Origin of the sequence: Streptomyces sp. NPDC007095 (assembly GCF_040634475.1) — a bacterium.
Taxonomy (GTDB): Bacteria; Actinomycetota; Actinomycetes; order Streptomycetales; family Streptomycetaceae; genus Streptomyces.
In genome coordinates, this window is record NZ_JBEYFS010000057.1 from 1 (window position 1) to 13,939 (window position 13,939).

Here is a 13,939-nt window from a genome sequence, read left to right on the forward strand (position 1 = left end):
GCTCTTCCTTTCGGGCCCCCGGGGGGGGGGGGGGGCCCCCGCACCGCCCGCCGTGGGAACCAGCACGCATACCGTCAGCAGCGCCAACGCCCCGAATCGTGAGCCCCTCATCGTTCTCCCGCCCTCGCTGTTCCCCGTGGTCCCCGTCGTACAGGTGTGGACGATGGTGCCCGTCCACGCCAGTACGAGGGATCCACCCGGGGGAGGAGGGGGTTTCCCGGAACAATGGGCCGCCCGCCCCGACGCAGGGATCAGGGGTTCACCTAGGGTCTGTCGACTGGATCAGCTGGTCGTTGGTCCGGGTGTGCCGTTGACTGATGCTCAGTGGGCGCGGATTGAGCCGTTGCTCCCGGACCGGACGCCGAAGCGGGGTGGCCGTCGGCGGGACCATCGTGAGGTGATCGACGCGATCGCCTTCAAGTTTCAGACGGGTACCCAGTCCAGTGGCTTCATTTGCCGGAGAAGGAAGTAGGGCAACTCGCGAGGTGTCTACAACTGGCCGCGGATGTGGGCCGTCGATGGCACCTGGGAGCGGGTGTTCACTGCCCTGGTGGCCCAGGCCGACGCGAACGAGGACCTGAGCTGGGCCGTCTCAGTGGATTCCACGATCGTGCGGGCTCGCCGGCACGCGGCGGGGGCCCACAACAGGGGGCCCGGCCGGTGAGCCGGACGACCATGCCATCGGCTGGTCCCGCGGCGGACCGACCACGAAGAACCACCTTGCCGCCGACAACCGCTGTCGGCCGCTGGTCTTCCATCTCACCGCCGGACAGGCAGGCGACGCACCCGCCTTCATGGAATCGATGGCACGCCTGCGCATTCCCCGCCGCCGTGGACGGCCTCGCACCAGATCGGACATGGTCCTGGCCGACAAGACGTATTCCTCCCGCGCGATCCGCAGCTACTTGCGCAAGCGCGATCCGGACGGTGATCCCCGTCCCGGCCGACCGGCGACGTCACCGACTGCGGCGGGGAAGCCGGGGCGGCAGGCCACCGGCCTTCGACCGCGAGACCCGCAAGCAGCGCAACACCGTTGAGCGGTGCATCAACCGCCTGAAGCGATGCGCGGCATCGCCACCCGTTACGAGAAGACCGCGACCATCTACCTGGCCGGACTCCACGTCGCGGGCATCTTTCTCTGGCCCGCTCGGTGATCTGAACTAAACCGCTTAGTAGCTGTCGTAGCTGGGCTTACCGTTCGGCCGGTAGACGCCGACGATGGTGCCGCCCTTCGTCGTCGAGACGCTGACGGGCTCCAGCGCAGTGGGGATCGCTCCGTCGGCGAACAGCCGCTTGCCGGTGCCGATGATCACCGGATGGATGGTCAGCCGGTACTCGTCGACGAGGCCGTGCTGGATGAGGGTCTGGGCGAGGTCGCCGCTGCCGACGACGTTGATGTTGCCGCCGTCGGACGCCTTCAGCTGGCGTACGGCATCGACGATGCCGCCTTCCAGCAGCGTGGAGTTCTGCCACTCGACGGACGTCAGGGTCCGGGACGCCACGTACTTGTGCATGCTGTTCATCCGATGGGTGAACGGGTTGTCGGGATCGGCGGTCGGCCAGTACGACGCGAAGATCTCGTACGTCTTGCGGCCGAGCAGCATCGCGTCGGAGTGCTCGTACCAGCCGGCGATGGCTGTGCCGACCTCGTCGTCGGCCACCGGTTTCTGCCAGCCGCCGTGCTCGAAGCCGCTCTCAGCGTCCTCGTCCGAACCGCCCGGCGCCTGCATGACGCCGTCCAGCGTGAGGAACGTGCAAACGGTGATCTCGCGCATGGTGCGCTCCCTTCGTCGACGGGTAGACGGCACAACCGCCGGAAACTCATCGGCGGAAATTCCGTGGCGCAGGACTAGGGGCCGTCGGGAACGATCCCCGTCATCCTTGCCCGCATACCCCTGCGTCGGCTCTCCCCCGTGTGCAGGCGCGGGGCTCCGTGCCCCTCACCGTTGCGGGACTCCGCCACCTTCATCGATCCGGCACAGCACGTTCACGTGAACCAGATCGCCTGAGGCGACGAGCGAATCGATCCAGATCATTCGAGATTGGGACCATGTCCGCGGAGTCGGGACCCGTTGCTTCGGGCGGATCCGCCCGAAGCAACGTCTGGCTGTACGGGTGAGTTCTGGCCCCACCTGCCGACGCGCTGGTTCCTGAGTGCGGACGGTGGGTCGGGCAAGCGGTTCGGGAACGAGCTCAAAGGGGAGCCGTTGGTCGTCGAGCCCGTCGCCGAGCTCCACCAGCGCGCTCCTTGGCGCGGATCAGAAGGCTGTGTGGGCGAACCAGCAGTCGAGTGCCGTGACCTCTCCTGAGATGTCGAAGACGGTCTCCTGGTACGACCGCCGCCCGTAGAGCAGCAGGAGGAGGTCGGCCGACTGCCCCCGTACTGCCGCCTGCGCCTTGGATGGCGCGGCTCCGGCTCCGGCCCGCGTCAGCAGTCGGAAACCGTCCGGATCCAGCCGCACCCGCCACTCCTCGCCGGTTTCGCCGGCGGAGTCCGCGCACTGGAAGGCGATGGTCTCGCCGTTGCCCCGCAGCTTCGCCACGGCCGGGGCGAAGAGGCCCGCGTAGGGCAGGTTGACGAGGAACTCGTCAACCCCGTCCGCCGCCAGCGCGGGATCGATGTCCGACCTCCGGCCGACGGCACGCTCCGCGTCCACCCGGTGCACCAGCGTTTCGAACAGCATCCGGCGGGCCCAGAACCGCGCGTGTTGGTCCTCACCCCACGCCCACATCACCGCCTGGGGATCCGTGGCCCGCAGCACGGCGGCCACTTGGGGTACGCCCGCTGCCACCCAGTCGGCATGATCCTGGGCACGTTCCGGCAGCCCCAGCTCCACGTCGCGACTGTGTGGAGGCTCCTGCACCAGCCGGGTCAGCAGCGTGCAGAACCAGCGCTGCAGCGCTCCCACGTGCCGGGTGAGCTCGGCCAGCGTCCAGTTGGGGCAGGAGGGCACGGCGGTCGCGGGGTCCGCACCTTTGACCACCTCGGCAAACTGCAGGGTCTCCCGCTCTATCGCCTGCCGGTAGGTGTCGTAGGGCAGAGGATGCCCCGTCTGGCTCGTCGTCTCCATCTACTGCCGTCCTTCTGTCCGCAGCACGGATCTTGTCGTGGTCAGTCTGGAGGCTGGAGTCCACTCGAAGGCAAATCCGAGGGGGTCGCGTCCCACAGAGGACGCTGACACGAAAAATCGAGTCAGTGTGCTGGTCAGGTCGATCGCGTCGGCCATCGCCTGGAGTCCGGCGTCATTGAATGTGCGGGTGGTCGCCGGAGTCGAAGCCCGGCCGCATCCGGTCGGGAACGTCGGAGTCACCGACGGCGGCGTCGAAGTCCGCCATCGCGTCGAAGATGCCGTCGTACCGGGTCGCGTCGTTGACGGGCTGCTGTACGGCCTCGCGGGCCGCGGTCCAGCCGCCGTTGCCGCCGTACCGAGTGATCGTGCCGCCGACGATGCGGATGCCGCGGGCGTGGGCGCGCGTCACGATCTCGCGGAACGCGGCCGCGAAGGCGGCGGGATCGGTCTGGTTGGGGCCGCCCTTGACGGCAGTGGCCGTGCGGCGTTCAGCACCACCTCGCCAGGTCGGCAGGCAATCCGCAGCCTCGCGCTGAAGCGCGAGGCTGCGGATCCGCACGGATACTGGAAGAGAGGCTGTGCGGGGCAGATGGGAAGTGTGGTGATGCGGGTACCCGTGGATGATGTGGCCGGTGGTGCTGCCTGGGATGCGGGTGGCTGGCTGGGGGAGCTACGGGTCGCGGTCGTGGCCACGAACGCCGATGGGACGATCGTGCGCTGGGATCACGGGGCGCAGGCTCTGCTCGGGTATCCGTCGCGGGAGGTCGTGGGTCGGCCCATCGCCGACCTGCTGCACCCCGGCGCCGACCGCAGCCTCGGCCGGTCCTTGTGGGACAGCGCGACCGCCGGCCATGGGGTCATGGCCACGGTGACCGCCTGGCACCGCGACGGACATCCACTTGAGCTGGAGATCTGGGCGGCGCCCGTCCCGGCCCGCCACCGCGGCGGCACCACCGTGCTGGTTTTCGCTGCCGACGCCAACACCGCCCGTGGCATCCGCGGTTCCTCCGCGGTGTGGGAGGGGCTGTTCGTCCGCTCTCCCGTCGGCATTGCCGTCTTCGACACCCAGCTGCGGTTCCTGCGCGTGAACCAGGCTCTCCAGGCCATGAACGGCCTGGAGGAGAATGCCCACATCGGACGCAGCGTAGTGGAGGTGTTGCCCGCGGTGAACGCGGCCGAGATGGAATCCGCGATGCGGCAGGTCATGGTCACCGGGAAGCCGGTCCTTGATTTTCGCCGCACGGGCCGCACCCACGCCGATCCCGGCCATGAGCGCGTCTGGTCGTGTTCCTATGTCAGGCTGGAGGACCCCGACGGCCGACCGATCGGGCTGACCGCCTTCCTGATCGACATCACCGCCCAACAACAGGACCAGCTGGAAGCGGAAGCAGGTAGGCGCCGCCTGGCCCTGGTGAATGAGGCGAGCGTCAAGATCGGGACCAGTCTGGACCTGGAACGCACCGCGCAGGAGCTCGCGGAAGTCGCCGCGCGCGACCTGGCGGACGCTGTCACCGTCGACGTCCTGGAAACCCTCACCACCGGTGCAGACCTCGGCCCGGGCCTGGTCGGCGGCACCGCTCTGCGCCGCCTCGGGAAAGCTCCCCTGGCCGGCTCACGTATCGCGGACATCCTCGCCCCGCTCGGGCGAACCCTGATCTTCCCTGCCGGAGCGCCCTACACGCAGGTCCTCGCCGACCGCGAGACCTTCATGATTGCCCACCTGGACAAGAAGGCCATCGCCCCAGCGGCCCGGCATTCACCGGCGCCCGCACAACTTCTCGAGCAGGGCGTGCACTCGTTCATGATGGTGCCGCTGATCGCCCGCGGTGTCGTGCTCGGTCTCGGCACCCTGTACCGGAGCCGGCCCGTCGGCCCGTTCACGGACGACGACGTGAGCCTCGCCGGCGAACTCGCGGCCCGCGCCGCCATCTGCGTGGACAACGCCCGTCTCTACCGCCGTGAACACGACACCGCCCTGGTGCTTCAAAGAAGCCTGTTTCCCCAGCACATTCCCCAGCTCCCGGGGATGGAGGTCGCCCACCGCTACCTGCCCGCCAGCGACGTCAACGAAGTCGGCGGCGACTGGTATGACGTGATCCGACTCGACGGCGGAAAGGTCGCGCTCGCCATCGGCGACGTCATGGGACACGGCACCGCGGCCGCAGCCGTCATGGGACGGCTCTCCGCCAGCGTCCGCGCACTGGCGCGGCTCGACCTCGCACCCGAGAACCTGCTGCACCAGCTGGAAGCCGCACTGGAAGACCTCACCGAGCCGATGCTGGCCACCTTCCTCTACACCGTCATCGACCCCGCGAACGGCCGGTGCCAAATCACCCGCGCCGGGCACCCCCCGCCCGCCGCCGTCTCACCCGACGGCACCGCCCGCCTCCTCGACGTGCCACCCGGTGTCCCACTCGGCGTCGGCGGCACCCCCTTCACCACCACCGATGTCACCCTCCAACCCGGCAGCATCCTCGTCCTGTACACGGACGGGCTCGTCGAGGCCCGCGGCAGCGACATCGACGAACGACTCGCCGAACTCACCCATCTCCTCGAACAACCCGCCCCGACCCTGGACGAGCTGTGCGACCGCCTGCTCATCCACCTGACGCCCGCCTCCGTCGACGACGACATCGCACTCCTCGCCGCCCGCCTCAACCCCAGCACCGGTTGAACCCCGGCCGCGCAGAAGAGTGATCCGACCGGGCGGGCACGGCTGCGCGAGGCAGCTTTGGAGCTGTTCGCCGAGCACGGCTTCGCGACGACCTCGACGCGGTCGATGGCAGCCGCGGCGGGCCTCTCACCGGCGCTCGTGACACGGCACAGCGGCTCCAAGCAGGGCCAGCGTGCGGCGGTCGACGAATACGTGCTGGACCGCATCGGCGAGCAGCTTCGCGACCTGGACTCCGTGGAAACCGGCAGGGGCCCGATGGTTTCGCTCGGGGAGGTCTCCGCCCGGGTCTTCGGCGCGGACCCGGTGCTGCGTGGCTACCTGCGCCATGTCCTGCTGGAGGACAGCGCGGCGAGCGCGGAACTCTTCGGCCGCCTTCTTGCCCGGCGCCCGTGCCGAGACGGAGGGGCGGTCCGAGGCCCACGGGGATCAGGCGCCCGACGAGGAGTGGGCGCCCTTCCAGATGCGCTGCCTGATCCTTGGGCCGTTGCTGCTGGAGCGGGTGATGCAGCCCAACCTGGACGAGCCGATGTTCGGCCCCGAGGCGCCGGCCCGCCGCAGCGAGGCCAACCAACAGCTCCTGCTGCGGGGCTACTACGATCTGCCGGGCTGCGGCGGTTGCCGGGTTTGCGGCGAGTGCTGTGACGCGGGATCAGCCCTTGTCGTCCTTGCTGTGTCCGTTCTTCCCCTTCTGGGTGTGCTGTTGCCTGCCAGAGCTGTCGTCTGCGCTGTTGCCGGGCTCCTCACCACCGGTCGGGGGAGTGCTCAGGGTCGAGGACGTGCCCGGGGCGGGGCTCGTGGTGCGAGGCGGGTCCGTCGGTGGTGTCTCCGCCGAGCTGTGGTCGGGGGAGAACCACGTCATGCCGACCAGCAGCGCCGCGAGGAAGACCACCAGCGCGGCGACGGTGCTCACCGTCCTAGACCGGTGTACGACGAAGGCGCGAAGTCCCGAGCGCTGCCGACGCGGCGTCCGGTGGGCTCCAGCGGTGCTGCCAACGGCGGACGGGAAGGCGTACGTGGTCGCGGAGCCGGGGGCCGCTCCGGCCGTGTTCGTTCCGGGCCCTGCGAGCGCCCCCGAGGCGGTCGAACGCGGCATCTCCGGCGCGATGAGCGGCGCGGCTGCCGGGAGGGGCTCGGGGCGCCCCCTCCAGGCACCTGCGGCGAACCATTCGGTCGTCTGACGTGCCGTGGGGCGGTCTTCGGGCCGCTTGGCGAGGAGACCGAGCAGGTAGTTCTCGAAGGCGGGCGGCAGACCGACGCCGAGCTCCCGCGGTGGTACGGGGGCCGTGTCGAGGTGGTGGTGGAGGATCGCGACGGCGCTGTCGGCGTGGAACGGCGGTCTTCCGGTGAGGAGTTGGTAGAGCAGGCAGCCGAGCGAGTAGACGTCGGACGCCGGTCCGGCGGGCTTGCCGAGGGCGCGCTCGGGGGCCAGGTACAGGCTGGTCCCGACGATCTGACCGGTCGCGGTGAGCGCGGCACCCGGGTCGTCCACGAAGCGCGCAATGCCGAAGTCGCCGATCTTCACGGACCCGTCGGCGTCGAGGAGAAGGTTGCCGGGCTTGATGTCCCGATGCACGATGCCCTGTTCGTGTGCGACGGCGAGCCCTGCGGCCGCCTGGGCGGCGATGAGGGCCACCTCCTCGGCGGGCAGCGATCCTGCCTGGGAGAGCACGCGGGCGAGACTGTCGCCCGCGACCAGCTCCATCACCAGGAACAGACGGCCCTCCTGCTCGCCGAAGTCGAGGACGCCGACCACATGGGGGTGGCTGAGCCGGCCCGCGGTCTGGGCCTCCAGGCGGAAGCGAGAGGAGGCGGTGGGGTCGGAGTTCTGGGCGAGCAGGAGCTTGACTGCCACTGCTCTGCCGAGTGTCTCGTCGTACGCCCGCCAGACCTCTCCCATCGCGCCCCGTCCGATGGTGGTTTGCAGCCGGTACCGGCCCGCTATCAGCACCTGTTACTTCATCCTCACGCAGTGAGACGACTCGACCGCTGCAGGCCATGTCCCCGCGAGGGGACGGATGATGGTGGGGGTGCCGCAGCGGCCCCAGCCTACTGGCAGGCCGACCGCGACATGATCTTCTTCGGGGTGTTCGTCCGTGCCACCGCGCTTGCGAACCGTCGTGCACTGTGCAGTACCGCCCAATCGAGACACCTTTGACCGGGGAGAACTTCACCCGAACCTCCTGCGGACGCTCCGTCGTGCCCGCGGGGCTGGTCAGGTTGTGCTCGTGTTCGGAGACGCTCACCGATCGTCGGCCTCGTCCTCGACGAGAACGCCATGGACGGCTCCATCACCAAGGCGCCCGGAGGCGGCGAGGTGGCCGGTCGCTCACCGGTCGACCGCGGCAAACAGGGCCTCAAACGCTCAGGCATGACGGACGGATACGGCATACCCCTGGGCCGTGTCCTGGCCGGCGCCAACCGCCACGACTCCCCGTTGCTCGCCCCGACCCTGGACCGCCAGGACGACCTGGGGCCGTTACCCGACGACATCACCGTGCACCTGGACGCCGGCTACGACTCGGACAAGACCCGGGCGGGGGCAGCGGGCCGGTCGTGACCTCGACCGGAACCGTCTGGTCCCGTTCGCCCTGCAGAAGCAGGATCGGCCCGGCGGAGCGGCCCTTGGCCGGTTCGAGGCTGTCGATGAACCGGCGCAGCGTCGCGTTGCGGGCCCAGTTGGGATTCCCGACGCGCTGCAACTGCACGTTGTTCAAGGAGATTCCTGTGGATGAGCTGGTCCCCGGCGACATCATCAAGCTCAGCGCGGGCGATCTGGTCCCGGCAGATGTGCGACTGCTGCGCGCGAGCGGACTGACCGTCCATCAGGCGGTGTTGACGGGGGAATCGGCGCCCGTCGTGAAGAGTGCCGCGGACATCTTCCACCCGGACGGCATCGGGATGTTCGAGCAGCCGCAGCTGTGCTTCCAGGGCAGCAGCGTCTCCTCCGGCAGTGCCACCGCGGTCGTCGTCGCGACCGGAGCGGAGACGCAACTCGCCGCCGCCCACGGGCGTACGGCCGGGCAGCGCGACACAGGAGCTGTGAACTCGTTCTGGGCGTGGATACGCATAAGGACGTCCACGTTGCCGCTGTCCTCACCGTGTTGGGTGCCCTGCCGGCCACACGATCGTTCCCGGCGACCCGGGCCGGATGTCGGGATCTGTTGGCATGGGCCTGGCCCGACGCCCCACGAGAGCAACCTGCGGAGCACATGTGTCCAGGAGGCGGTGCGGGGCCGGGATCGAAACGAGCCGAACATGTCTTTACCCGTGCGTTTCGCACAGTGAGCTCGTGACAGTCGTGACTGTCGGTGCCCCAGGCCGGCTTGCGAGTCTCTTGGGCGGGCCACGGAAGGGGAGGCATGGACAAGCGGTACGAGGTGTACGCGTTGGCGGACGCGCACTTCTACGAGACACCCGACCGGCTGGCGACGGGCGTCGCAGGGGCGGCTCAGGGGACTGTTCCCCTGTTCGAGACGGCACGCAGGCCCATCCCGGAGGGCTGGGCGACGGCCCGCGTCGGCGACTGGCTGACACTCACGCCGCTCGGCGCGGACGGCGCGCCGGCGCCGGCCCAGGGCTGGAAGATCCACGCCTCGGCCACCCGGGCTAACGCCGATCGGATCGCGGCGATTGTGTGGGACTACTGCTTCCCCCGCCGCATCCCGTTCAAGTTCGTGCCGGGCCCGCATCTGCTGCATCTGCGCAACACCAAGTACGCGGGCCGCGACACCAGCGGCAAGTTCGTCACCGTCTACCCGGCCGACGAGGAGCAGCTGCACACGGTCCTGCGCGAGCTGGGTTCCCTGTTGGAGGGCTTCGAGGGCCCCTACATCCTCACCGACCTGCGCTGGCACGACGGGCCGCTGTACGTCCGCTACGGCGCGTTCGCGCGCATGTACGTCGTCGACGAGCGGGGCTCGCTCGTGCCGGCGGTGCGCGACGGCTCGGGCACGTTGGTGCCGGACCGGCGGGCGCCGTCCTTCCAGGTGCCGGAGTGGGTGGCGCTGCCCGCGTTCCTCGAGTCGCACCTCGCGGCGCGCAACACCACGACGGTGGGTGAGCTGCCGTACCGCATCGAGAAGGCGCTGCACTTCTCCAACGGCGGCGGAGTCTACGCCGGCACCGACACCCGGGATGGGCGCAAGGTGGTGCTCAAAGAGGGGCGGCCGCACGCGGGGCTGGCCTCGGACGGGGCGGACGCGATCGCCCGGCTCGAGCGGGAGAAGCGGGCTCTGGAGGCAGTGGCGGGGACCGGGGTGGTGCCCGAGGTGCGGGACTGGTTCACCCTCGGCGACCACCGCTTCCTGGTCATGGACTTCGTGGCGGGGCGCCCGCTGAACTCCTTCTTCGCCGAACGGCACCCGCTGCTCTCTCCCGACCCCGACCCGCAGGCCGTCGCCGCGTACACGGCATGGGCGGTGAGCATCCACCGGGCGGTGGAGTGCGCGGTGGAGAAGGTGCACGCGCGCGGGATCGTCTTCAACGACCTGCACGTCTTCAACATCATGGTCGCGCCCGACGAGGAGTCGGTGTTCCTGATCGACTTCGAGGCGGCCGCCCCGGCCGAGGAGAACGGCCGCCAGGTCGTGGCGCATCCCGGGTTCTTCGCGCCACCGGACCGCCGGGGCGCCGACGTCGACCGGTACGCGCTGGCGTGTCTGCGGCTCGCCCTGTTCCTGCCCGTCACCACGCTGCTCGTGGTGGACCGGGGCAAGGCGGCCCATCTGGCCGAGGTGATCGCGCAGCAGTTCCCGGACGTGCCAAGGGAGTTCCTGGACGAGGCGGTCGCGGAGATCACCCGCGATGTCTGCGGCACCGGGGCCCCTGTCGGCGGGACCGGCGCGCCGGAGCGGGTGCCGTCGGCCCCCGCCTCCCGGGTGGAGCCGGGCGACTGGCCGCACAGCCGCGACTCGATGATCAAGGCGATCCTCGCCTCGGCGACCCCGGAGCGCGACGACCGGCTCTACCCCGGCGACGTCGCCCAGTTCTCCGACGGCGGCGGCCTCGGCCTCGCGCACGGCGCGGCCGGCGTCCTGTACGCCCTGGCGGCGGCCGGCGCCGAACGCCACGACGAGGGCGAACGCTGGCTCCTGGACCACACTGCCCCGGCCCCGACGGGCACCCCGCTCGGTCTGTACGACGGTCTCGCGGGCGTCGCCCACACCCTCGACCTGCTCGGACACCGGCAGCGGGCCCTCGACCTGGTCGACGGTATCCTGCGCGAACGCTGGCAGCATCTGTCCTCGGACCTCCAGGGCGGCCTGGCCGGCCTCGGCCTGGTGCTGGGGCGACTGGCCGCCACGACCGGCGAGTCGGAACTGCGCGAGCGGGCCGCCGAGGCCGCCGACCTCCTCGTACGTCGCCTCGCCGAACCGGCGCCGGCCGCGCCCCGGCGACGGGCCGGGCTGATGCGGGGCGCGAGCGGGCCCGCGCTGTTCCTCCTCCGGCGGTACGAGGAGACCGGCGAGCGTGCGCTGCTGGAGGCGGTCGGCGTGGCGCTGCGGCGGGACCTGGAGTGCTGTGCCGAGCGTGAAGGGGGCGCGGTGGAGGTCGACGAGGGGTGGCGGACCATGCCGTATCTCGGGGACGGGAGCGTGGGCGTGGGGCTCATGCTCGACGACTATGCGGCGCACGTTCCGGACGCCGGCGCGGAGTTCGCGCGGGCCCGTGCCGGCATCCTCACTGCGGCCACCTCCCGTTTCTACGCGCAGCCCGGCCTCTTCCAGGGACGTGCCGGGATGATCCTGCACCTCGCCCGCACCACCGCGCCGGGGGCGACGCGGGCGCGGCTCGACGAGCAGATCGCCGGGCTGGGCTGGTCGGCGATGCCGTACCAGGGCCAACTCGCCTTCCCCGGGCACCAGATGATGCGCCTTTCCATGGACCTCGCCACTGGAACGGCGGGCGCGCTGCTCGCCCTCGCCGCAGCCTTCGGCTCGGGCGACGAGGGCGTTGCCGCGCACCTGCCGTTCCTTCCGCCGCCGCATCGGCGGCCCCTATGACATGGCTCTGCCATCCGGCGGAGTCGTGACGCAACCCTGTCCCCACGGGACGAAAAACCGACACCGACGAAAGGACACACCATGGCCCTGCTCGACCTGCAGACGATGGAATCCGACGAGCACACCGGCGGCGGCAACAGCACCGTCAGCCTCCTGTCGTGCATCAGCGCGGCCAGCGTTCTGCTCTGTCTCTGACGAAGCGGTGCCGAACGCTCTGACGAACGGCTCACGCTGAACACTCCGGGCGGTCCGCTCCCGCGAGGGATGGGGCCGCCCGGGGTCGTCCGCCCGATCGGGCGGAAACGCAGAAACGCAGAGGCGCGGAAGCTCCGAGGGGGTGCGCGATGTCGATGGACCCGACGACCGGTGGACTGCTCACCGCGGCGAGCCGGCACAGCGGGCCCCGCTGGGCGGCGCTCTGCCTGGTGAGCGTGGCGGCGACAGGCGCGGGACTGCTGTTGCCCGCCGCCCTCGGCCGGGCCCTGGACCTCCTGCTCGCCCACGCCCCGGCAACCCGCTGGGTGCTGATCTGCGCGACTCTCGTCCTGCTGCTGACCGGGCTCGACGCGTGCGAGACCGTGCTCGCCGGCACCCTCGACGCCCGCACCACCGCCTTCCTGCGCCGCCGGGTGACCGGTCACGTCCTGGCCCTGGGGCCGCGTGCGACGCTCCGCTTCGGTCCCGGCGACCTCGTCGCGCGACTCGTGGGAAACGCCGCCCAGGCCGGCACGGCGCCCGGCGCCCGCGCCGCGCTGCTGGCCGCACTCGCCGGCCCGGTGGGGGGCGTGGTCGCGCTCGGTGTGATCGACCCGTGGCTCGCGGCCGCGTTCCTTACCGGCGCGCCGCTGCTGGCGCTCCTGCTGCGCTCCCTGGCCCGGGACACCTCGACGTGCGTGGCCGACTACCAGCGGGTGCAGGGGCGCATCGCGTCCGCGCTCGCCGAGGCCGTCGGCGGCACCCGCACCATCCGCGCGGCGGGTACGGCGGACCGGGAAGCAGAACGGATCCTGCGACCGCTGCCCGAACTCTCCCGGGCAGGTCGGCGGATGTGGCGGGTACAGGGGCGGGCGGCGGCGCGGGCGGTGGCGGTGGCGCCTCTGCTGCACCTCGCCGTCGTGGCCGTGGCGGGCATGCTGCTCAGCCGGCACCGGCTCTCCGCCGGAGACGTCCTGGCGGCCTCCCGCTACGCGGTCCTCGCCACCGGGGTCGGCGTGCTGGTCGGGCAGCTCTCCGGCCTGGTCCGCGCCCGCACGGCGGCCCGCCGCCTGGGCGAGGTCCTGGCGGAACCCGCCCCTGCGCACGGGGACCGGAGTCTGCCGCCCGACGGCCCCGGCCACCTGGAGCTGCGCGGGGTGAGCGCCCGACGCGGCGCACGCACGGTGCTCGACGGCGTCGACCTCGTCGTGCCCGGCGGGACGACGCTCGCCCTGGTCGGCCGCTCCGGTGCGGGCAAGTCGCTGCTGGCCGCGCTCGCGGGTCGGCTCACCGACCCGGACACCGGCGAGGTGCTGCTGGACGGCGTCGCGCTGCCCGCCCTCTCCCGCGCCGAACTGCGCGCGGCGGTCGCGTACGCCTTCGACCGCCCCGCCCTTCTGGGCACGACCGTCGAGGACACGATCGCCCTGGGGCTGCGCTGCCCTTCTCCCGCCCGCGTCCGGGAGGCCGCTCGCACGGCCTGCGCCGACGCGTTCGTCCGCCGCCTGCCCGACGGCTATGCGACGCCCGTCGCCGACGCCCCGCACTCCGGCGGCGAGGCCCAACGCCTGGGCCTCGCCCGGGCGTTCGCCCAGCGCGGTCGTCTGCTCGTCCTCGACGACGCGCTCTCCAGCCTCGACACGGTGACCGAGCACCAGGTCACCGAGGCCGTCCTGGGCAGGGCCGCGACCGGCACCCGGCTGGTGGTGGCCCACCGGGCCGCGACGGCCGCCCGTGCCGACACGGTGGCATGGCTGGACGGGGGGCGGGTCCGGGCGGTGGGCACGCATGCACAGCTGTGGCGGCGGCTGCCTGGCTACCGGGCGGTGTTCGGGGCCGCAGAGGAGGAGGCAGGAGCGTGACCCACCGGAACGGACTCCACCGGCTGCACGGACACCTGGGCCACCGCGCCCTGCGCGCCCTGCGCTTGCCGTACGTCGGCCGACGGGCGATGGTGCGGCTCGCCGGCTGGTCGGTGCTGGAGACGGGTCAGACGT

9 protein-coding genes and 4 pseudogenes are annotated in these 13,939 nt (G+C 71.3%); 9 read left to right on the forward strand and 4 right to left on the reverse strand.

The window, feature by feature from the left end; translation table 11 throughout:
- The first annotated feature begins 286 nt into the window (after positions 1-286).
- Positions 287-1,154: pseudogene (locus tag ABZ656_RS20705) on the forward strand (IS5 family transposase).
- Positions 1,155-1,169: 15 nt separating this feature from the next.
- Here ABZ656_RS20705 and ABZ656_RS20710 read toward each other — a convergent pair.
- The 3 genes from ABZ656_RS20710 to ABZ656_RS20720 all read right to left on the reverse strand — a co-directional run bounded on the left by ABZ656_RS20710 (position 1,170) and on the right by ABZ656_RS20720 (position 3,630).
- Complete coding sequence (locus tag ABZ656_RS20710; RefSeq protein ID WP_360269676.1) at positions 1,170-1,775, reverse strand: dihydrofolate reductase family protein; 606 nt, start codon at positions 1,773-1,775, stop codon at positions 1,170-1,172.
- Between the two features lie 483 nt (positions 1,776-2,258).
- The gene (locus ABZ656_RS20715; protein WP_101402518.1) at positions 2,259-3,071 is read right to left on the reverse strand and encodes a maleylpyruvate isomerase family mycothiol-dependent enzyme; all 813 of its coding nucleotides are present in this window, start codon (positions 3,069-3,071) and stop codon (positions 2,259-2,261) included.
- A gap of 172 nt (positions 3,072-3,243) precedes the next feature.
- Positions 3,244-3,630 (reverse strand): hypothetical protein, encoded by a 387-nt coding sequence (locus ABZ656_RS20720; protein WP_360269678.1) that lies wholly within the window; start codon positions 3,628-3,630, stop codon positions 3,244-3,246.
- Positions 3,631-3,675: 45 nt separating this feature from the next.
- Here ABZ656_RS20720 and ABZ656_RS20725 point away from each other — a divergent pair, with 45 nt between their 5' ends.
- Positions 3,676-5,745 (forward strand): SpoIIE family protein phosphatase, encoded by a 2,070-nt coding sequence (locus ABZ656_RS20725; protein ID WP_360269680.1) that lies wholly within the window; start codon positions 3,676-3,678, stop codon positions 5,743-5,745.
- Between the two features lie 105 nt (positions 5,746-5,850).
- Positions 5,851-6,387 carry a hypothetical protein gene (locus ABZ656_RS20730; protein ID WP_360269742.1) on the forward strand — a complete coding sequence of 179 codons (537 nt, stop codon included), beginning with the start codon at positions 5,851-5,853 and terminating at the stop codon, positions 6,385-6,387.
- A 7-nt stretch (positions 6,388-6,394) separates the two neighbouring features.
- Here ABZ656_RS20730 and ABZ656_RS20735 read toward each other — a convergent pair whose 3' ends face one another.
- Entirely contained in the window at positions 6,395-7,693 is a 1,299-nt protein-coding gene (locus tag ABZ656_RS20735) for a serine/threonine-protein kinase (RefSeq protein ID WP_101402519.1), read from the reverse strand.
- A 297-nt stretch (positions 7,694-7,990) separates the two neighbouring features.
- Between ABZ656_RS20735 and ABZ656_RS20740 the strand changes: the two are divergent.
- From ABZ656_RS20740 to ABZ656_RS20765, 6 genes and pseudogenes are all read left to right on the forward strand, one after another.
- Positions 7,991-8,278 (forward strand): annotated as a pseudogene (locus ABZ656_RS20740) (transposase); the annotation flags it as partial.
- A 179-nt stretch (positions 8,279-8,457) separates the two neighbouring features.
- Positions 8,458-8,748 (forward strand): annotated as a pseudogene (locus ABZ656_RS20745) (magnesium-translocating P-type ATPase); the annotation flags it as partial.
- Between the two features lie 47 nt (positions 8,749-8,795).
- A pseudogene (locus ABZ656_RS20750) lies at positions 8,796-8,915 on the forward strand (IS110 family transposase); the annotation flags it as partial.
- Between the two features lie 189 nt (positions 8,916-9,104).
- Positions 9,105-11,747, forward strand: coding sequence for a class III lanthionine synthetase LanKC (lanKC, locus tag ABZ656_RS20755; RefSeq protein WP_360269682.1), 2,643 nt, complete (start codon positions 9,105-9,107; stop codon positions 11,745-11,747).
- An 81-nt stretch (positions 11,748-11,828) separates the two neighbouring features.
- The gene (locus tag ABZ656_RS20760) at positions 11,829-11,942 is read left to right on the forward strand and encodes a SapB/AmfS family lanthipeptide (RefSeq protein ID WP_101402521.1); all 114 of its coding nucleotides are present in this window, start codon (positions 11,829-11,831) and stop codon (positions 11,940-11,942) included.
- Positions 11,943-12,091: 149 nt separating this feature from the next.
- On the forward strand, positions 12,092-13,804 hold the full coding sequence (locus ABZ656_RS20765; protein WP_360269685.1) for an ABC transporter ATP-binding protein: 1,713 nt from the start codon (positions 12,092-12,094) through the stop codon (positions 13,802-13,804).
- Positions 13,805-13,939: the final 135 nt, after the last annotated feature.